Raw genomic sequence first — 18,306 nt, forward strand, 5'->3', positions numbered from 1 at the left:
TGATGTTTTATCCGCCCTGGGTTGCTTTGATGATGGTGACATGATCACCGGGCTGCAATAGGTGGGTTCCCCAGTTACTTTTAGCAATAATTTCCTGGTTCACAGCAATGGCGATGCCCGTAACAGGCTGCAGCGAAACAGTGTTAAACATTTGCTGCAAAGTGCAACTTGCAGATACGGAATAGTTTTGTTGATTTACGGTGATGTCCATTCTGTTTAATTATAAACGATAGGAATGGACCCATGGGAGGATTGGTAAACAACAACAAGGTTGTTCTACTTTTCCCTTCGGCAGTACTAACTGCATCAGGTTCAAAGGGTATTTCTCAGCACAAGGCACCCCTAAAGTTCTTTGCTAAGTAAGTAAATAATTATCAGATATTAAAACAATGATTTTTAATATGTGTGAAAGGCTGTCGAAAAATAAAAAAAGGTCGTCATTGCGAGGTATGAAGCAATCCCGAACTCTGCAGATCCGATTTGCAAAGCTACTCTGTAAAGGCGGGGATTGCTTCGTACCTCGCAATGACGCGTGGGTATGTGCTTCATTGGAAGTCTAAATATTTAATAAATCATTTTTGGACAGCCTGTGAAATAATAAGAGAAACCTAAAATTTTTGAACATTGGACTTTATAAGAAACATGAGAAAGGTTTATGACAAAACTTTGTTCCCTTATACTTTTTCTCACTTTATATTTGCCATGGCCATTATTTGCCTCATTTAGTTTCACGGTAAAATATGTTACAACAGCAACAACTCATTCCGGCGTCAAGCCTGGAGTTTTTAAAAACATTAAAACAAAATAACAACCGGGAGTGGTTTAATACGCATAAAGAGGAATTTGCCGAACAGCAATTGTTTATAGCGGATTTTGCCGATCTGTTGTTGGCTGAGCTGAATGCTCATGATGTGATAGAGACTCCATCGGGCAAAAAAAGTCTTTTCCGTATCTACCGCGATTCGCGTTTCTCCCTCGATAAAACACCTTACAAAACCCATTGGAGCGGGCATTTTACCAGGGCTACCAGCAGGCGCAGGGGCGGTTATTATTTCCACATCGAATCGGGTAACAGCTTTGTTGCAGGTGGTTTCAGGAATCCAAATCCGCAGGATCTGAAACGCATCCGCGACGATATAAGTTTTGACGACAAGCCATTGCGGGAGATCTTAAATAGCGAATCATTCCTGGCTACATTTGGATATTTACATGGCGAAAAGTTAAAAACCGCCCCTAAAGGTTTTAATATCAATGATAAGGCGATAGACCTGTTATGTTACAAACAGTTCATCCTGATCAGGAGATTTTCGGATGAGGAGGTGCTATCCTCATCTTTTTTAAAGGAAGTTGGCGAAACGTTAAGGAACATGCGCCCATTTTTTGATTACATGAGTGACGTTTTAACGGCCGATGTGAACGGAGAGGCCCAGTATTAACCCCATCATTTTATTTTTCCATAGCGATTTGCGGAGTGTAGCCTGCCCTGAATGCATTGATGGTTGATTTTGGCGTAAGTAACGTTACTGCCGGAGATGATGGCAGGGGCTGGCCTGTTTCATAACCATGCGGCGTCCACATAAAAATTTGGTTATGCATCAGTAAGTACGGCTTATTATCGAGTTGTATAAAGGTTCCGTCGGGGAGGTCTTTGCCTAAGGCTTCAAAGGTAACTTTGTTGCCTTGTTTATCAATCCGCTCAGCATGCAGTACATCGTCAATCTCCCGTATGGATGTTTTTTCGGTAAAGCCATATTCAGGGTTGCCTTCAATCCAGTATAATTTAAATCGTTTGTAGTCTTCCCGCCGGCATTCAGCGCAGGGGCGGTGGCCGGCGGCAAAAGCGGTAGCCTCATCTAAAAAGAACAATTCTGTATAAAGGTTGGGCGACATTACCTGCCTGTGCCAGCCCTTAAATTGCAACAGGCAGGTGATCCAGGCTTGTAATTTAAAGGGCCGCAGGATCTCTTTACCTTTGCCATGCAACTGGCCACGGTTGCCCATCCAGGCACCGCGTGCGCTGGTCCTGATGATATTCCCTTGCGGGTCGACCCGATTTTGAAGCATAATTTAAAGATAGGTTAAACTATTGGGCCGGCAAGGTGTTATCCCATAAAACGATGAGCAGCATTATAGGACATCAATTTTTAGTAGACTTTGGTATGGCCAAAGCAATATTGAATATACAAAGCGAAACTTCCCTAACCTTTACCATCACAGAACATGAGGGTAAACCGGTGAACAAAAGCGAAACTGTTGCTATCAAATTAACGGAACTGAGGCCGCAACTTTGGCTGTTGACATGGAAAGAAGTAAACGGAAATACCGTTACCCAAATACAGGACCATGAAAATGGTAAAGTTTATATGAACTGGACCCATCCGGGCGGCAAGTTTATCAATACAACTGCAAGCATCAGGCCGGTTTAAGCCTCATCAGCTTGATTGCTTTATAAAATCAAGCTGATGAGGAATGAAGTTCACATCAATCTTCCTGTAAATGTAACGCGGGTTTTATGTTCTGATTTACTCTGAACAGGTTACCCGGATCATATTTTGTTTTGATGGCAGCCAGTTTTTCATAGTTATCGCCGTAAGTTGCTTTAATCCTGTCGTCACCTTCCTCCATCATGAAGTTTACGTAGGCGCCGCCTGCAGAATAAGGATGTAACGCTTCCCAGTAATCCCTTGCCCATTTGGTAATTTTTTCATCATTGGCCGGGTCTGGATCTATGCCTGCAATTACCATTGCCCATGTAGCGCCCCGATAATTCCAGGCGGTATCTTTGTTGCTTATTCTGGAAGCCGCGCCATTAATGGGGTATAGGTGCATGGTTGAAAGTAAGGTAGGCAATTGGGTTCCATACTTTAAATGCTGAGCAATAGCCTCATCGCCTAAATCATTTACAAAATCGGCTTTCCAATACCAGCTTAATCCTGGTGGCATCAGTGCATCAAACATACTATTCAATGCAGGTACAGGCAAGGGGCCTACAAAATCAAGCGCCGGTTTTTTAAAATTGCGTATTGGCTCAAAAACCTTTTCGGCCTTTTCCATATCGCCGCTATAGCACCAAACTACGCCGCACATGTTTTTTTTGTGCAAATGTTCTGGGAATGGAGGGCCCGGAGGCACACACAAAAAGGCGAAGAACCCGTTAAGTTCATCGGGCGCATTTTTAATCAGGTCCTGGTACCATTTTAGCACCTCCTCAGTTTCACCTGGTTCCCACAGCATGGGGCCACCATAAACGGTACTTAAAGGGTGCAGCCTGAATACAAAAGAGGTTACTACACCAAAATTGCCGCCGCCACCTCTAAGGGCCCAAAAAAGGTCACCGTTGGTTGTCGCATTTGCCTTTACAAAGCTTCCATCGGCCAATACTACATTGGCTTCAAGTAAATTATCAATGGCAAGGGCATAATGCCGCGTTAAGTGCCCAAGGCCTCCACCTAAGGTTATGCCGCCAATGCCGGTGGTCGAAAAAATGCCACTCGGGGTAGCCAGGCCAAAAGCATGTGTTGCATGGTCAACATCGCCTAAGGTGCAGCCTGTTTCTACCCATGCCGTTTTTGCCGAGGGGTCAACATGAATGCCCTTCATTAATGATAAATCAATTACCAGGCCGTTGTCGCAAACACCCAGGCCGCCGCCATTGTGGCCGCCGCTTCGTACAGCTGTAAGTAATTCATTTTCACGCGCAAAATTTACGGCCGTAATTACATCGGCTACATCAACACATTTGGCTATCAATAAAGGGTGTTTGTCTATCATACCATTATACACTTTGCGTGCAGTATGATAATCGCTGTCATGTGGCTGAATCAGTTTCCCGCGCAGGGATTGCTTCAGTTGTATGATCTTGTCTTCAGATATCATAACTTTCTTTTTTAGTTGATAAAAAAATATTTAAATCGTTAATAGTTTTAACATGAAAATTGGGTTGGGCTCATAATGGTACCCATAGTCCCGGCAAAAATTATCTCTTATTAATTAGTGACCTATAATGTTCCTTTATAGCCGTATACGGGCCATATTTACGCTGATCTTTCGAAAATAGATCATCGGCATATGGGCCAAACGGATAGTCATAAGGTTTGGCAACGAGATTTGGCCAGTCTGTACTTATATTTTTAAAAGGATGAAATTGTGAATTAACAAAAGCCGCTACATCCCAGGCTTCTTCATTGGTAAGCTGCCTGTTCTTATAATTAACCCCAAAAGGCATGTTGTTTTTTACAAAACCGGCAAATTTTGAAATGCCATATATACTGGCGCCTATATTATAGCTATGCGCACCCCAAAGCGGTGGATAAGTATATGATACCCCTGTTGCATTTAAAACTCCTGTTCCATTTTTGCCATGGCAGGTTTGGCATTTGGATATGTATACTATCCGTCCGCCCGCTGTATCCGCCGCCCTGTTTAAAAAGGGCAACTCTTCAATCCCTGATCCGCCGGGCTTTGTACCTTTTTTTACATTTTTCCCAATCCATTTAAGATAAGCCATAAAGGCTTTCATTTCCCGGCCATTGCTGTCGATCTTTTTGCCATTCAGGCTTCGTTCAAAACAATCCTGAACTTTTTTTACCATTGTTTCAACAGTACCGCTCCTGTCCTTAAATTTAGGATAGTCTGCTGCCGCTATTGAAAAATTGTTTCCGAAAAGTTTTGTTCCTGCATTAAGATGGCAGTTCTGGCAATTCAATCCGTTACTTTTATGGGCAATTATACCTTTTGGGCCAAAGTAATAAGCGGTGTTTGTAATAAGCAAACGGCCATATTTTATCAGTTCGGCATTTTTAGCGTTTGTTAGTTCGGTGGTATCAGGAATAATCCATTGCGGATTGGCCAATCCAGCAGTTACAGCGGAAGGTGCGCTGTTGTTTACGGTATTATTTTTACCATTTGGCGAACATGCAACAATCACGTTCACCAAGGCTAATGCAATAGTGGCAAATATGCTATTTGAATTATAATGCATAGCTCATTTCACCTGTTAATATTAAATGATTTAAACACAGGGAGATTTGGCAAGCCGGAGGTTTTAAAGAATAAGCTCTTATTTTCCCTTAACAAGCTTCCGGCTTTGTTAATTTGCAGTACGGCTTAACTGGCAAAGCAATAAGAACAGCCATGTTCCTGGGCGCGGCCCACTGCCCAAATGCCCGATGGTACCGGTTGTACTCCTGGTAATAAACCCGCCAGCCATTCCTTCTTAACAGCAGCGGCGTCTTGTTTGGTATTCTCGGCTACAACTGCGCTAAACACGGTTAAAGCCATATCGCAGGCACAAAACATTACGCCACTGGCTTGCAATTCATCTATCCCGATTTTTACCTCACCAATGCCTGGTGCCTTAAAGGTGCCAGGTTTTGGTTGCCAAAAGGGGTTCTGGGTTGCAGGAGTTTTGGAAGCCTCATCATTGATCTTAAACATTTCGCCAAATTTGTATTTTTCCCAAAGCGGATTTCCCATTGCATAAGGGATCGCATTGTGACGCAGGATCACTACCACTCCGCAATCTTTTTCGGGCGAGCCTGTTGCCGCGTTTGTAAGCAGGAACACCTTGGGCCATGCAAACGGAAATATTTCATGCGGTTGCGTTACATCAAATACCATTCTGTGTTTTCCTTTTACCTTGTTGAACCAGGCATCGGCATCAGAAACATCAGGTAGCGAAATATCCGCAGCTGCTGATTGTAGCGGAGAGGAGATGATACTTGCACCTAATACCGCGGCGCCGGTTGCAAATTGTTTTAAAAAAGTTCGGCGTTGACTTAACTGGGGTTGATTGTCTTTTTTCATCGCGATAAAATTTAATGTGATAAAATATCTGAGTATAAAAATCTTCTTAAATCCTTAATCAAAAATTTACTTAGAGTTTCGGCTTGAAAAAAAATGCTTGTATAAAGTTATATATAACAAACTGATTTTAAAATCTTTAAAAAAAATAAGATTTTATATAATTGGAAAATATACCCCTTGCCTGAGTGTAATATCGTAAAGGATTTTGGACTATTCCAATAAGAACGTTTTACAAAATTCCCAGCTGTAAATGGACCTTGTGTTTTTTTTTGTAGCAAAGGATTGTAGCATCTTTTTTACCTCATTTTACCCAAGTTAACTATTTGTTAATATCAACCAAAGGATGAGTTACTTATCAAAAGGTACTTTTGGCGCTATAAAAAAAATGACCACAGGCTACTTTATGAAAATGATTTTAAACATTAAGCTTACTGATAATTACAACAAGAGGTTCAAAAATAACAGGGAAATAAATCCGTTCATGAGGGTTTGTTGTACCGCGTTACTGGCCATCATGGCGGGCTGCATTAGTAACACTGCGCTGGGCCAGGCTAACCATAGCAATCCCTGGGCACCCACTGAAATCGGCGTGATGCCACCCATTGCCAGCATGACAAAAGGCGTTTGGCTCAGGGGCGAACTGCACGTACACTCCAGGCACAGTACGGAATCATCTAACAATCCCATCGCGAAAATTATCGCTTTTTCTAAGTCGGTGGGCATGGATTATGTATGTATTACCGACCACGACAACCATGTGGATGGCGATGTAGCAAACCACACCTGGGCAGATCCCGAGTTTAAGTCAGACTCTGTTCTGCTTCTGTATGGCGCGGAATGGACAACTACCAGGGGCCACGGGAATGTATTCTCGGCCAAACCATATGATCATCAGCGGTTATACGATGTACGCGATCAGCGCGATGTGGTAGTTGGGGCTGTAAAAAAAGGGCTTGGCATTCATTTGTCGGCCAATCACCCGAGTGGTAAAGATCATTTTGGATACTCCTATGATATGGTAGAATCGATTGAAGTATGGAATTCTGCAGTTTGGCCCAAAAATGCCAATGCGATCATGATTTGGGATGATATGCTTTCATCGGGGCGCAAGCTAACCGGTAGAGGTGGAAGCGACGCGCATCATGGCGTTCCGGATTCGCCAGATAAGGCAACTAAAAACAGTTACCAGGCTAAGGCCAACTATGTAGGTACCCCCACAACATGGGTATTTGCTACAGCGCGGACATCGCAGGCGGTTGTTGATGCCCTTACGAACGGGCGGGTTGCCATTAGCGCAAATCCGTATGCGCCTCGCGTTGAATTTTATGCCGACCTTAATCAGGATGGTAAGATGGACATGATGATGGGCGACAATGCGAAGTCGACCGGTAAATCTGTTAAGTTCCGGGTTCAGCTCACAGGGAATACTTTACCAGCAGCAACTTATACAATCAACGTGATAAAGAACGGTAACAAGTTAGGTAGCTACCAGGCAACAGGTAAAATACCAATGATTGAGTTTAACGATACTCCTGTAACCATTGGCCGCACCTATTACCGTGTGGAGGTTGAGGGCCCACAAACGGACTATCCGCAGGTACCCCAATCAATGGCGCTGAGTGGGAACATGGTTGGATTATCGAATCCGATCTACTTCAATTTCGACCCGAATTTTTAATCGAGGCAGATAAAAAATATTTTTAAAACAGGTGTTGTATCATAGGCCGACAGAGCTGATGATACAACACCTGTTTTGTTATAATTAGCTTTTTCCTGTTCTTAAATTATGCCAGGCTCATTTGTTTTATGTGGGTAATGAAGTGTGCTCTTCGCCGCGTGGAAACTAAAAAGATTTCAAGGTTGAAAATGACTAATTCAAGATCAAGTTAGTCCATTTAAGGCATTTGTTGATTGATTGCAGGGCGTTGTTGGGGTACTTTTGACTCAACAAATCAAAACAATTTAAAAATAAAACAATGGACACTAACAAAATCGGAGCTACATCAGAAAATGGTACTGCTCAAGAAGTAAAAGTATTATACACAGGTAAAACACATACAACAGGTGGTCGTGACGGCGGTTCTTCCCGCAGTTCAGATGGCCATTTGGATATTAAACATTCAGTTCCGGGTTCTGAAGGTAGCGGCACCAATCCTGAGCAGCTGTTTGCCGCTGGCTGGTCGGCTTGTTTTATCGGCGCAATGAAAATTGCTGCTGGTAACTTGAAGGTTAGAATACCTCAGGATGTGGCCGTTGACGCCGAAATAGACCTGCTTTTAAATGATGGTGCATATTCTCTCGGGGCTCGCCTTAATGTAAGCTTGCCAGGTTTAGAACGCGAAGTTGCCCAGGCTTTGGCAGACGCAGCACACCAGACCTGTCCGTACTCTAAAGCTACCCGTGGCAATATCGATGTTGAAATCAACGTGATCTAAGCTAAACTTTTTTACAGAACTGTCCTGCCCATGTTTACCGGGCAGGACAGTTTTTTTTTATGTCAAAATATTTCCTGTTCAATACCCACTCCGTATCATTAAAGGGGGAGTTATAATCTGCCCGAGGACGCCAAACTGGCTTTAACCTATTTCTTCAGGATGCTATTGCCGTAGAGTTTAACATTGGTGCAATTCTTCCATAATACCAGTTTATCAATGCTGGTGTTTGAATGAATTACATTGTTAAAAAAGCTAATGTTTGACGTGCTTTCGGCGCTTAACAGGCTTGCAGCTGTTAACAGGAAACTGTTGTCATAAATGGCAATGTTTTTATGCACGGCGCCCTCATCTCTTTTGTTTTCGGGATGGATACTGATAACGGGTTCCCCTGAGCTGATAAATGTGTTTTTACGAATGGTCAAATCTCTTACCATACCAGATTCATACCAGCTGCTGGCATCATCTTCAACCAGGATACTGCTTGAATTAACGTTTTTAAAGGTGCAATTTTCAATAATAGCCTTTCTACGGGTGGTGACTAAAATCCCTCTTGTCGGGATGCTGGTTATTATTGTATTTTGAATTAATAGTTTAGGGGTCCAGGAAATGTTTTCAACTACATCCCCATTAGTAACAGCTGGGACTGATTTTTGAAGAGTTAACAATATAGTTTTATCATCTATTTTCTTTTGGGCAGTGATCAGGTTGTTACCAAATGGCAGCAAGCTTGCAGGATGTATAAAATCTACGCTATCTCCCGCTTTAAACGCGTCAAAGCCATAGGTTTGATCATGCATAAATCTTATTACGACTTGATAGGGCGAAGGTTTTTCTACAATTTTTAAAAATGTTCCGTGCACGTTGACGGCATCATCGTTAGCGGCAGACAAATAGCTGTGGTTAATTTTGATGGTACCACGGCAGCCCGAGAAATGTAATATATCTGCCCATGCAGCGCAGGTTCTCCCAGAATTTGGCGCGGGTTTTACCGTTAGGGAATCTATACTGATGTTATCACAATATTGACTCACCACGCCCATCCCATGCATAAAATAGATGTGCATGTTTTTCAGCGTTATGTTTTTGCTTCGCTGTAAAAAAATGCCTGCACAATCTCTTGTTACATCCCGGGTTTGATAGATCATGCCTTTTTTAAAGCCGGGATTATGTATAAAATATGCTTTCAATACACTATCATGCTGAGCAAATTTTACATTGCCCATGCTCAAATCCACCCTGGATACGTTACCTGTTTCAGGGTTAAATTCCTGCCAGTACCAGCCTGTTTTGTAGCGCCAGCCTTCACCTTCCCAGGTGAGCACACTATCCTGTATGGTGTATTTTGAATCCTGGTGAACTTTAAGATCAACATAATTTTGAGCTACAGCCATAACCTGCAACTCCGAAACGGTGGGGCGCTTATAATCAAAACTCATACCCTCCATGCTGATGTTCTGGCATCTGTCAACACAGGTTTCAATCATTTTACCTCTTAAAACAAACTGCGCGCCGCGGGCGGTTAACTTTATATATTTTGAATCAACAAAGTATAACGCAATTGCTTTTAAGGCCAAGGGGGTATCGTTAGTATTGGAAATATTAAAACGTGTTTTAAAAGCACTGTCGGGGTAAAAGTCATACCGGCCCGGCGCAAAATTGATAGAAACCGGTGACGCCTGATTGCCATGGGCCATCATCACCAGGGATTGATCCAGTTTTCCGGGTGCGACAATCATTAATTTATCGCCGGCTGCAAAAATCAGTTGATTGGCTTTCTTGAAGCTTTTCCAGGGGTACTTTACAGATGTACCGCTGTTTTGGTCATTGCCCTTATTGGGATCAATAAAATAGGTGGTTTTACCCGGCGAATGTCGGCGGTTGTTATAAGACGGATATAAGCCGCTAAGCTGTGCCTGAAGCTGGTTTGGAAAGCTTTCCAATAACAGCATTAATAACAAAAGACAAGTATATTTATTCCTGTTCATCGGCACAAACATGCAAAAACAATTTTATAGTTGAACATGCGCGGTCTCTCCATTTTGAATAATATAGGTGTGTTTATCTTTTCCTTTAAGGATGCTTATGGCCATTTTACCATTGGCTTGCCTGGAGATCTTTAAATCAAATACCGTCCCAAAGGAGTGGATATTATTTAAAGCCATATGCTGCCAGCCATTGGGCAACCTTGGGGTACAATTGAAACGGTTAAAGCCCGTTGGTCTTATCCCAAACAAACCTTCTGTAAATATTCTGCAGTATAAACCGCTTTCGGCCGATAGATGCCTTTGGTTACCTTCGGGGTAGGCTTCCACGGGGTAGGGTACATGCTCGCCCAATAGCCTGCGGCGCGAGTAGTAACGCAGAAAAGTTAATGCTTTTTCGGTTTCGCCGGCCTGCAGCACCCCGCGAAGGGCATATAAGGTAGAACGATCCCAGAAAGTATCCTGCCCTTCCTCGGTAGCCAGGCCGTCCGCCGTCCACAGCTGTGGCGAAAATAGGGCATCAATGGTGCCTTTGCTCCGGTCAAAAATTCCCATCGTTAATGGCATACATATCCAAGCCCGTAAAACGGTATTGGTTTCATAGTATTTGTAGGTATGGAAGCCATCAACAGTTGCTCCAAAATACTTTTCAATATTTATTTTAAGTTGCCCGGCCTCCCGGTTGTATTGATTAGTTAGCTTATCTGCCACATGAAGTTGTTTGCCAAGTAAAGCTGCAGAAATCAAGGCATCATAATACAGGCAATTTGTGGAGAGGTTAGCCTTACCTGCCGGAAAACGACCTTCCAGTTCATCCGCATCTGATGTTACTACGCCTTGTTGGTTGATATGCCTGCGGCTGTATTCCAGGCACCAGGTTATCAGTGGCCACAGCTTCCGGGCAGAGTCGGCGTTGCCATAGGTAAGCGCGTACCTTGATGCTCCATAGGAGATCATGGCCTGGTCGCCCCGGTCGCCGGCACCATTCCAGGTGGCATCACCTTCGGCAACTATGGAGCTGGGTATTGGCTTATATTGCGGATTCATGTAATGCGCAAACAACCGGTAACAATTCATGGCCGATAAATTACCTATGCTATCGCCAGAAAAAGCAAAATACGGACTGATGTATTCTGCCTGGTCATTTGCCCAGATAGCGGCGTAATATGACAAGCCTCCCGGGCCATGCATGTACCCATTCTTTGTCTTAAAGATGCTTTCTGTCGCCCGTATTTTGGCAAATGCAAATTCTGTATTCAAAATACTGTCTGGCGTTTCTAATTGCAACGGACTTAAAATTTCCGCGATGCGTTTTTCCCTGGCTTTTTCTTCTGCCGATGGATCAACCGGGTGTAAAACACCAGGATGATCGGTTGCCAGGTAACATATTGAAAAGTAAGTAGTTTGGCCAGGCTGCAATACACGGCTACCTGCATTAACAGACTCCATAATCACCGTATGGGCTGATGACTTACTGGTAGTCGAGTCTGTTGTTATCTCCCGTTTTAATTTTTCCATTGATACGGTTACCGGCTTATTGCCCGTGTTAGTCATCTTAAACTTTTCGATGGCTAAAGGTTTATCTATCGAAGGGAACAAGCTCCGTTCAACATCAACCATGCCGATGCTGCCTGCCAGGGCGGAGATGCGCATAATGCCATGCTGGTTAATGCTGCTAACCTTTAGGGAGATGTCGCCGGCTTCCTGTGTATTGTTGATTTTTAGCAGTTTATGATCGATATAGATCCGGGGTAATTCATTATCCTGGAATGTATAAGCTATGTGACTACGGGTATCATCAGGCAACATCCTAAAGGTTGGGAAAACTACGGTACGGGTAATTTTAGCTACACCGGTTGCATCTACACTATAGCCAACCCAAAGCGAAACCTTCTCGCCCGACATTTCGATGTGATCAGCATGCGGAAGCCTGTCAGTTATTTTCCACGATATGCCGCCATCCTGTTGAATGGTCCACCTGTTATTTTGTATGGGCAGGTTTTTTTGCTGTGCATGAATTGTTAAATGGGTGGATAAGATAATTAACGTTGAAAAAAAATAGTTTTTATTAGCTCTCATAAATGTTGGCGAGGTACCTGTAATGATGTGGTTGTGATAGGGTTAATATATTTTAACATTTGCTTGTTGACCGGGCTTTACAATTGTTTCCACAAAGGATATCATTCTGTTTTGATCATCCTTGCCTTTTCTTATGTTAACAGCATTTCCATTAATATTTGCCCGTTTAAATGTACCGTAAAACATCGCTTTCCATTTAAAAGACTGCTTTCCTGTATTACTTATCGTTGATTGTTGTGGGCTCAGGTGGGCCAGGTTAACTGTAGTATTCAAAAGTGATAGCTGATCAATAGCGGCATTCCCGGTACCATTTGTTTTATAAATGGTGCCCAATGTTTTGGTGCGCGCATCGGGTGTTATACCCATCAGGCCCTGTACAACGCCTTCTATTATTCCGTAGGATACTTCGGGATATTCACGTCTTGCGGTAGATGGATTTGACAGGAATAAGATGTATTCCCTCGCTTTTTCCCATTCGCCAAATTTGTAAAGCAGGAAAGGGTAATAAGACATGTTCTCAACGTTCCATTTAGAAGCTGCAACACGTTTCACCGTTTTATTTGTCCTTACAGTATCCTTCAAAGCATCAAACCAAAGCAGGAAGGTTTCTCCTTCTTGCATCCCAAATTGGTTGTTATTACTGTAATAGGTATAATACTGATTGTCTTTTTCGTTCCACCAGTCGGCCTCCAGGCGTTTCCTGTATTGTTGTGCCTTTTGCGCGTAAATTGCGGCTTCCTTATAGTTTCCTTTTCTTGTCAGGATCTCCGAATAGGTGAGCATTCCCCTGTATAAAGCGGCAACGAGGTCGACACCGGTCTTCAGGTTATGGACACCTTCGGAGTAAGAAGGTAAGCCGCGGCATCTGTGGAAGGAATCATTTTCATCATAAGGTACCGGCGCATTAGGGTGGGCGGGTCTTTTAAGTAAGGAATCTGCCGAAAGGCCCCAGGTTTTTATATATTCATTTACAGTTTTTTGCTGAAAGTTGACAAAAGCAGGCGCATCCACATAATGGCTATCACCGGTCCACAGGTACATCCTCCAGCTTGCATATAAAATATCGAAATTGGCGGGCAGGTTATACCAGAATTCCTTGTCGTTCCGGTAATCGTCTGGTGCGGGTTTTGCCCATTTGTTAATCTCCCAATAAGAACACCAATCCTTTGATTGCGAAATGTTTTGGGCAAAAAGGTTAAACATGTTGGTGTTTTCACGGCTCAGTCCCAATATTTCGGCACCTATACACTGATGGGATACATCGCGCATACAAAATGCAGACCTTGGCGGAAGGGCGGATTCATACCATGGGCCAACAGGGTCAGTGTCAGATCCTTTATAATGGAGGGCCGTTTCTTTGGCCCAGTTAAATGCCTTTTCCAATTCCTTATCAGAGGAGCTGAAAACGACGCCTTTTTTCTGCGCAACGGCAGTTGAGCACGTAAATAAAAATAGGAGTAAAGCCGCTTTGTATTTAAGCAAAATCATATGGTATAAATTAAAAATCTTAGTTATCCAGGTTTATAATGAAAATAGGATTATCAGTTTGAACGTCAATGATCAGTAATTGACCACATGATAAAACTTAATCTGTTTGGAAAAAGTTCTATTCTGTTCTATTCTATAAAATTATTAAATATTTTTTTGGTAGCAAATTTATTTTGACAGAATTAGTGGTGAGAACAAAATAAACAGCATAATCATCAGTATAAGCAGTATGCCGGTATAATAATGACGGTTTTTCCAGGGCCTTATATCTACTACATTATTTAGCTTTAGGGTATACGGAACCGGCATAGGGTATACTTTACCAATGAGGAGCATAATACCACAGGTAACCACAAATAAAATGGCCAGGATGTGCAGGAAATGGATATGCGTATCAACAACTAACTGGGTAAGGGCATAGCATGCAATAAAAAAGATTAAGCCGGTTTTGGCCGCAACTGCCGGTACTTTTTTGGTAACAAAGCCCATGAACATGATAGTAAATATGGGTACATTAAAGAAACCATTAACGATCTGTACATAAGTATAGAAACCATTTTTAACAAAGATGATCAATGGCGCAATAAACATGGCAGCCAGGCACACTGTAATTTCAAATTGCTTGGCTGTTCTTAATAGTTTCTTTTCCGTAATCTGCTTTGACCGTTTTTGTAACCAGGGCTTATAGATATTCAACATGAATAGTGTGCTGGAGCTATTAAGGCCGGCGTTAAAAGTGGTAAGGGCGGCAACAAAAATTACTGCGGCAATAAAGCCCGCTATAAAAGGGGGAGATACCAGGCTATCCAGTCTCGGGAACACCTCGGCGGTATTATGCATTTTTGAAAAAATATGAACCGCGATAATACCCGGTATATTTAAAAGCAAAGGAGATATTAATTTCCCCAAACTGGCTACCGCTAAACCTTTTTGAGATGTTTTCAGGTCTTTTGAAGCCAGTACCTGCTGAATGATATACTGTTCGGTACCCCAGTAATACAGGTTAACCAGCAGCATGCCCGTGAACAGGGTGCCAAAGGGAATAGCGTCAGCAGATGAGCCTATACTATTCAGATGCTCCTTATGTACGGTAAGTAATTGATGGAAACCCGCCTGCATACTGCCATGGCCTATATATTTTAATCCAAAGAAGGGTAGGAGGATTCCGCCAGCAAAAAAGCCAATGCCAAGCAAGATGTCCAGTACGGTTATCGCCTTTAAGCCCCCAATCATAGAAAACAGGCAGCCGATGGTACCCATGATCCATACCAGGATCAGGATGACGGTCCAATACTCTATTTTCCACACATCCGAAAAATGAAACAGGCCGTTAAATGCTATGGCCCCCGCATACAATACAGATGGAAGCAGGTTAAATATATAGCTGATTAAAAATATAACAGAAACTAATTTGCCTACACCCGCACTGTATCTCGCGGTCAAAAAATCGGGCGTGGTTGCTATACCCATTTTAAGATACAGCGGCATAATGAACTCTGATACCAGTAGCATAGCCAATACAGACGTTACTCCCCATGCCATAACGGTCATGTTATTGGTGTAGGTGAGCTCGTTTTCGCCAATGATGGAGGCTGTATTGATATTGGTGAATAATAACCCACCACCTACCAGTAAGAAACCCAGGCTTCTGTTTGCAAAAAACAGCCCATTTAAGCTATTGACCTTGCTTTTGCCGGATTTGTACCACAATGTACACGCCACTATCCCGGCAAAAAAAAGAAAGCCAATGATCATCGTGGGATTCATAGGGAATACCTAAAGCGTTAGCCTGTCAAATAATATCATAGGGACGGTTAGTTGTATCTTTTCTTTAGATAAAACAACTTCACCGGCTATTTTTCCCATGTTTGAAAAGTCGGCTGAAAAGGTAGTAATGCCGATGATCTCTTTAGCCGGTTCATCATTATGCGATAAAACGCCCAGATCTTTCCCTGGTTTGAGTTTTTGAGTTTTGCAATCACGCATGATCTGCCACAGCGCAAAGTTGTCCAGCGTAAAATACACCTTCCCTTTTTCAACGGAGCCTGGCTGATATTCTTCTTCAATCCGGCCTTTGATGTTAAAATCTGTCAGGAATTTTTTGAATGATTGAACAATCTCCTTTGGATCTAAGGAGTTTTGGGAATGGTAAAATATAAACTCATCAAACTGACTTATTTTCGAGGCCAGCTTTGAAAAAATATCATAAGAGGTTTGGCCAAACTCCTGGGTGATGTGGTTAAATTCACCATCCAGCTGTTCGTAACGGTCAAACATCAGGAATTTATTACGCGGAATACTTTCTAACAGTTCTTTAGTTTTGGGGTGGGGTATAGGCGCCACCACATACATACCGTATTTGCCTTTAATCTGGAGCAGGATAGTTTCAAAAATCTCAATATTTCCGTGGTGAAAATAAGTGGTTAGCTGTACATTATGGCCCAGTTCATGCCTGAAATTGCGGTAAAACTGCTCCTCAAAGGTATCGAGGTTATACATCAGCAATGCCACGTTTAATGTTTGCCCGGTATTACCGTTGCCTACAAAATAACCCAAACGGTTCTTAGCCTCTACAATTCCGCGACTGATGAGGTCCTTATAGCCTTTAACAATGGTTTCCCTTGAAAAACCGAGCTCTTTGATTAATTTATTTACCGATGGCAGCATTTCGTCCTGACCGATTATTTTTTCGTCGATAGAATTGATAATTCCCTGAACAAACCGGTCATGCTTTGAATAAGATGGGATTTCTGCCAGCTTTCTTATTTCCTCAAAAATTCTGTCCATTAAATACGTGTAGTTTTTAGCCAAAGTAAGAAAAAAAAGGCAGCAAGGTAGCTGCCTTTTTTTATGCACCTTTTGTTTTAATTATAATTTGGATTTTGTTTCAGGTTAGGATTGATCTGGATCTCCTTACGAGGAATTGGGTAATAATAAAATGAAGGTACCCATGTCCGTTTTTGCATGGTCATCACCTTATAAGTGAACGCGGTATTGGCGGATGATGTGGGTGTTATGGTAATGCCCAAACCATCTTTTGAGCCAATTTCGGCTATTCCCCAACGGCGAATATCAAAATAACGATGCCCTTCAAAACACAGCTCTATTCGTCGTTCATGACGTATCGCGTCTGTTAAAGCAGTTCCTGTTGCTGTAACTGTTGGCATCCCGGCTCTGTCCCTAATCTTATTGAGGTAAAGTAATGCTTGCCCGCTATTGCCAAGCGCCTGCTGTGCCTCCGCATAATTTAAATATATCTCGGCCAAACGGAACGACACCCATTGGCAGGCGCTGTATGGCTGGATATTAAAATTATAGCTTTCGTCAACCATCTTTCTCATAGTGTAGCCTGTTTTTGAAGCGTTCCATGGAGATAAGCTGCTCCCTTTGGAATCAAGCCCTCCTTCATAAAACTGTGCGCCACGGCCCTGGAAAGGTGAACCGTTAAACAGGATATCTGCATAAAAACGGGGATCCCGGTTCTGGTACGGGTTTGCGCCGTTATTAGCCCAGCTGAACGGCGTTCCATCTGCCATGTCAAAGTCTTCAACCATTTGCTCCAGCACATTGTAGGCGCTATATCCATTGTATCCGTTCGGACTAAGGTCACGGTAAAGCGTGTTGTACCTGTCTTCCTGAACGGTAGCATTGAATACCCGCGAGAAAATTACTTCGCTGTTAAAGAAGTCGGTAAAAATAGTGTTGTAGGTAGATGAATTTCCGTGAAGAGAGTACAAGCCAAGGTCGATAACAGCCTTAGCCGCATCGGAAGCAGCCTGCCACCGGCTTACATCATTTGTAGTGTTGTAAGTAGGACTCGCGGCATACAGCAACAGGCGCGATTTGAGCGCAAGCGCAGCACCCAGGGTTGCTTTACCATAATCGCTGTTATTTGTATAGGTTTTGGGTAAGGCCGCAGCGGCAGCGCTAATCTCGGTGAGGATGAAATCCCTTGTCTGGTCCCATGTGGCCCTTGATTCGTTAAAGGTGTTATCATTAGCCGTATAAACTTTTGTGATCAGTGGAACCCCGCCGAAACGCTTTAATAACTCAAAATAACATAGTGCTCTTAAAAAATGAACCTCACCTTTCATATTATTGAGCTGCGCCCCATGGCCAACGGTATCTGCCTGTACCACATTTTGAAAAAATTGGTTTGTTTTTTGGATAGTACTGTACAGGGTTGTCCAATAGTTCAGCGTAGAGCTGTAATTTAAAGGGAAAGAGCTACCCTGGTTATCGGGCGTTGCCTGGCCCATGATATAGGTATTTTCGTGACACCAGTTAAAGTTGCTGTACAGCTCATCTGTTTGCGAACCCCATCCAAAGCCACCATCTTTAAAAGCGAATACCGATTCTTTATAGATCTGGTTAACAAATACCTGTATAAGAGCCGGATCAGTCCAGACCGTGTTGGTTGAAAAGGAGCTTGTGGGCTGCAGGTCGAGCACTTTTTTACAGGATATCCCCGTAAAAAACAATAGTGTCAAACTAAAGATTGTATATATTTTTTTCAT

15 protein-coding genes and 1 riboswitch are annotated in these 18,306 nt (G+C 42.8%); of the genes, 4 read left to right on the top strand and 11 right to left on the bottom strand.

What is annotated here, in order from left to right:
* Positions 1 to 7: 7 nt before the first annotated feature.
* A complete protein-coding gene (thiS, locus tag AC1DYB_RS01345; RefSeq protein WP_477431778.1) occupies positions 8 to 211 on the bottom strand; it encodes a sulfur carrier protein ThiS in 204 nt (67 codons plus the stop codon).
* Between the two features lie 55 nt (positions 212 to 266).
* A riboswitch (TPP riboswitch) is annotated at positions 267 to 354 on the bottom strand.
* 386 nt (positions 355 to 740) lie between these two features.
* Here thiS and AC1DYB_RS01350 point away from each other — a divergent pair.
* A complete protein-coding gene (locus tag AC1DYB_RS01350; RefSeq protein WP_477431780.1) occupies positions 741 to 1,436 on the top strand; it encodes a DUF2461 domain-containing protein in 696 nt (231 codons plus the stop codon).
* Positions 1,437 to 1,446: 10 nt separating this feature from the next.
* Here the strand turns inward: AC1DYB_RS01350 and AC1DYB_RS01355 are convergent, their stop codons facing one another.
* A complete protein-coding gene (locus tag AC1DYB_RS01355; protein WP_477431782.1) occupies positions 1,447 to 2,064 on the bottom strand; it encodes a hypothetical protein in 618 nt (205 codons plus the stop codon).
* A gap of 53 nt (positions 2,065 to 2,117) precedes the next feature.
* Here AC1DYB_RS01355 and AC1DYB_RS01360 point away from each other — a divergent pair, with 53 nt between their 5' ends.
* Complete coding sequence (locus tag AC1DYB_RS01360; protein ID WP_477431784.1) at positions 2,118 to 2,426, top strand: MoaF-related domain-containing protein; 309 nt, start codon at positions 2,118 to 2,120, stop codon at positions 2,424 to 2,426.
* 55 nt (positions 2,427 to 2,481) lie between these two features.
* Here the strand turns inward: AC1DYB_RS01360 and AC1DYB_RS01365 are convergent, their stop codons facing one another.
* The 3 genes from AC1DYB_RS01365 to AC1DYB_RS01375 all read right to left on the bottom strand — a co-directional run bounded on the left by AC1DYB_RS01365 (position 2,482) and on the right by AC1DYB_RS01375 (position 5,805).
* Complete coding sequence (locus AC1DYB_RS01365; protein WP_477431786.1) at positions 2,482 to 3,876, bottom strand: FAD-binding oxidoreductase; 1,395 nt, start codon at positions 3,874 to 3,876, stop codon at positions 2,482 to 2,484.
* A 100-nt stretch (positions 3,877 to 3,976) separates the two neighbouring features.
* A complete protein-coding gene (locus AC1DYB_RS01370) occupies positions 3,977 to 4,981 on the bottom strand; it encodes a c-type cytochrome (protein ID WP_477431788.1) in 1,005 nt (334 codons plus the stop codon).
* A gap of 125 nt (positions 4,982 to 5,106) precedes the next feature.
* Positions 5,107 to 5,805, bottom strand: coding sequence for a hypothetical protein (locus AC1DYB_RS01375; RefSeq protein ID WP_477431790.1), 699 nt, complete (start codon positions 5,803 to 5,805; stop codon positions 5,107 to 5,109).
* A gap of 343 nt (positions 5,806 to 6,148) precedes the next feature.
* On the opposite strand from AC1DYB_RS01375, the gene AC1DYB_RS01380 reads away from it, so the two are divergent.
* Together AC1DYB_RS01380 and AC1DYB_RS01385 are read left to right on the top strand one after the other, a co-directional pair.
* Positions 6,149 to 7,483 carry a CehA/McbA family metallohydrolase gene (locus AC1DYB_RS01380; RefSeq protein ID WP_477431792.1) on the top strand — a complete coding sequence of 445 codons (1,335 nt, stop codon included), beginning with the start codon at positions 6,149 to 6,151 and terminating at the stop codon, positions 7,481 to 7,483.
* A gap of 298 nt (positions 7,484 to 7,781) precedes the next feature.
* Positions 7,782 to 8,240 (top strand): organic hydroperoxide resistance protein, encoded by a 459-nt coding sequence (locus AC1DYB_RS01385; protein ID WP_477431794.1) that lies wholly within the window; start codon positions 7,782 to 7,784, stop codon positions 8,238 to 8,240.
* Between the two features lie 146 nt (positions 8,241 to 8,386).
* On the opposite strand, the gene AC1DYB_RS01390 is transcribed toward AC1DYB_RS01385, so the two are convergent.
* The 6 genes from AC1DYB_RS01390 to AC1DYB_RS01415 all read right to left on the bottom strand — a co-directional run bounded on the left by AC1DYB_RS01390 (position 8,387) and on the right by AC1DYB_RS01415 (position 18,306).
* Positions 8,387 to 10,225 (bottom strand): right-handed parallel beta-helix repeat-containing protein, encoded by a 1,839-nt coding sequence (locus tag AC1DYB_RS01390; protein WP_477431796.1) that lies wholly within the window; start codon positions 10,223 to 10,225, stop codon positions 8,387 to 8,389.
* Between the two features lie 24 nt (positions 10,226 to 10,249).
* Positions 10,250 to 12,301 (bottom strand): hypothetical protein, encoded by a 2,052-nt coding sequence (locus AC1DYB_RS01395; RefSeq protein ID WP_477431798.1) that lies wholly within the window; start codon positions 12,299 to 12,301, stop codon positions 10,250 to 10,252.
* 42 nt (positions 12,302 to 12,343) lie between these two features.
* A complete protein-coding gene (locus tag AC1DYB_RS01400) occupies positions 12,344 to 13,789 on the bottom strand; it encodes a trehalase family glycosidase (protein ID WP_477431800.1) in 1,446 nt (481 codons plus the stop codon).
* A 168-nt stretch (positions 13,790 to 13,957) separates the two neighbouring features.
* Complete coding sequence (locus AC1DYB_RS01405) at positions 13,958 to 15,556, bottom strand: solute:sodium symporter family transporter (protein ID WP_477431802.1); 1,599 nt, start codon at positions 15,554 to 15,556, stop codon at positions 13,958 to 13,960.
* A 9-nt stretch (positions 15,557 to 15,565) separates the two neighbouring features.
* Complete coding sequence (locus AC1DYB_RS01410) at positions 15,566 to 16,576, bottom strand: winged helix-turn-helix domain-containing protein (RefSeq protein WP_477431804.1); 1,011 nt, start codon at positions 16,574 to 16,576, stop codon at positions 15,566 to 15,568.
* 77 nt (positions 16,577 to 16,653) lie between these two features.
* Positions 16,654 to 18,306 carry a RagB/SusD family nutrient uptake outer membrane protein gene (locus AC1DYB_RS01415; RefSeq protein WP_477431806.1) on the bottom strand — a complete coding sequence of 551 codons (1,653 nt, stop codon included), beginning with the start codon at positions 18,304 to 18,306 and terminating at the stop codon, positions 16,654 to 16,656.

The organism is Mucilaginibacter sp. P2_A4 (assembly GCF_056405015.1).

Bases quoted from the DNA above. Each gene is read 5' to 3' on its own strand.
- thiS (WP_477431778.1), bottom strand. From the start codon at position 211: ATGGACATCACCGTAAATCAACAAAACTATTCCGTATCTGCAAGTTGC.
- AC1DYB_RS01350 (WP_477431780.1), top strand. From the start codon at position 741: ATGTTACAACAGCAACAACTCATTCCGGCGTCAAGCCTGGAGTTTTTA.
- AC1DYB_RS01355 (WP_477431782.1), bottom strand. From the start codon at position 2,064: ATGCTTCAAAATCGGGTCGACCCGCAAGGGAATATCATCAGGACCAGC.
- AC1DYB_RS01360 (WP_477431784.1), top strand. From the start codon at position 2,118: ATGAGCAGCATTATAGGACATCAATTTTTAGTAGACTTTGGTATGGCC.
- AC1DYB_RS01365 (WP_477431786.1), bottom strand. From the start codon at position 3,876: ATGATATCTGAAGACAAGATCATACAACTGAAGCAATCCCTGCGCGGG.
- AC1DYB_RS01370 (WP_477431788.1), bottom strand. From the start codon at position 4,981: ATGCATTATAATTCAAATAGCATATTTGCCACTATTGCATTAGCCTTG.
- AC1DYB_RS01375 (WP_477431790.1), bottom strand. From the start codon at position 5,805: ATGAAAAAAGACAATCAACCCCAGTTAAGTCAACGCCGAACTTTTTTA.
- AC1DYB_RS01380 (WP_477431792.1), top strand. From the start codon at position 6,149: ATGAGTTACTTATCAAAAGGTACTTTTGGCGCTATAAAAAAAATGACC.
- AC1DYB_RS01385 (WP_477431794.1), top strand. From the start codon at position 7,782: ATGGACACTAACAAAATCGGAGCTACATCAGAAAATGGTACTGCTCAA.
- AC1DYB_RS01390 (WP_477431796.1), bottom strand. From the start codon at position 10,225: ATGAACAGGAATAAATATACTTGTCTTTTGTTATTAATGCTGTTATTG.
- AC1DYB_RS01395 (WP_477431798.1), bottom strand. From the start codon at position 12,301: ATGAGAGCTAATAAAAACTATTTTTTTTCAACGTTAATTATCTTATCC.
- AC1DYB_RS01400 (WP_477431800.1), bottom strand. From the start codon at position 13,789: ATGATTTTGCTTAAATACAAAGCGGCTTTACTCCTATTTTTATTTACG.
- AC1DYB_RS01405 (WP_477431802.1), bottom strand. From the start codon at position 15,556: ATGAATCCCACGATGATCATTGGCTTTCTTTTTTTTGCCGGGATAGTG.
- AC1DYB_RS01410 (WP_477431804.1), bottom strand. From the start codon at position 16,576: ATGGACAGAATTTTTGAGGAAATAAGAAAGCTGGCAGAAATCCCATCT.
- AC1DYB_RS01415 (WP_477431806.1), bottom strand. From the start codon at position 18,306: ATGAAAAAAATATATACAATCTTTAGTTTGACACTATTGTTTTTTACG.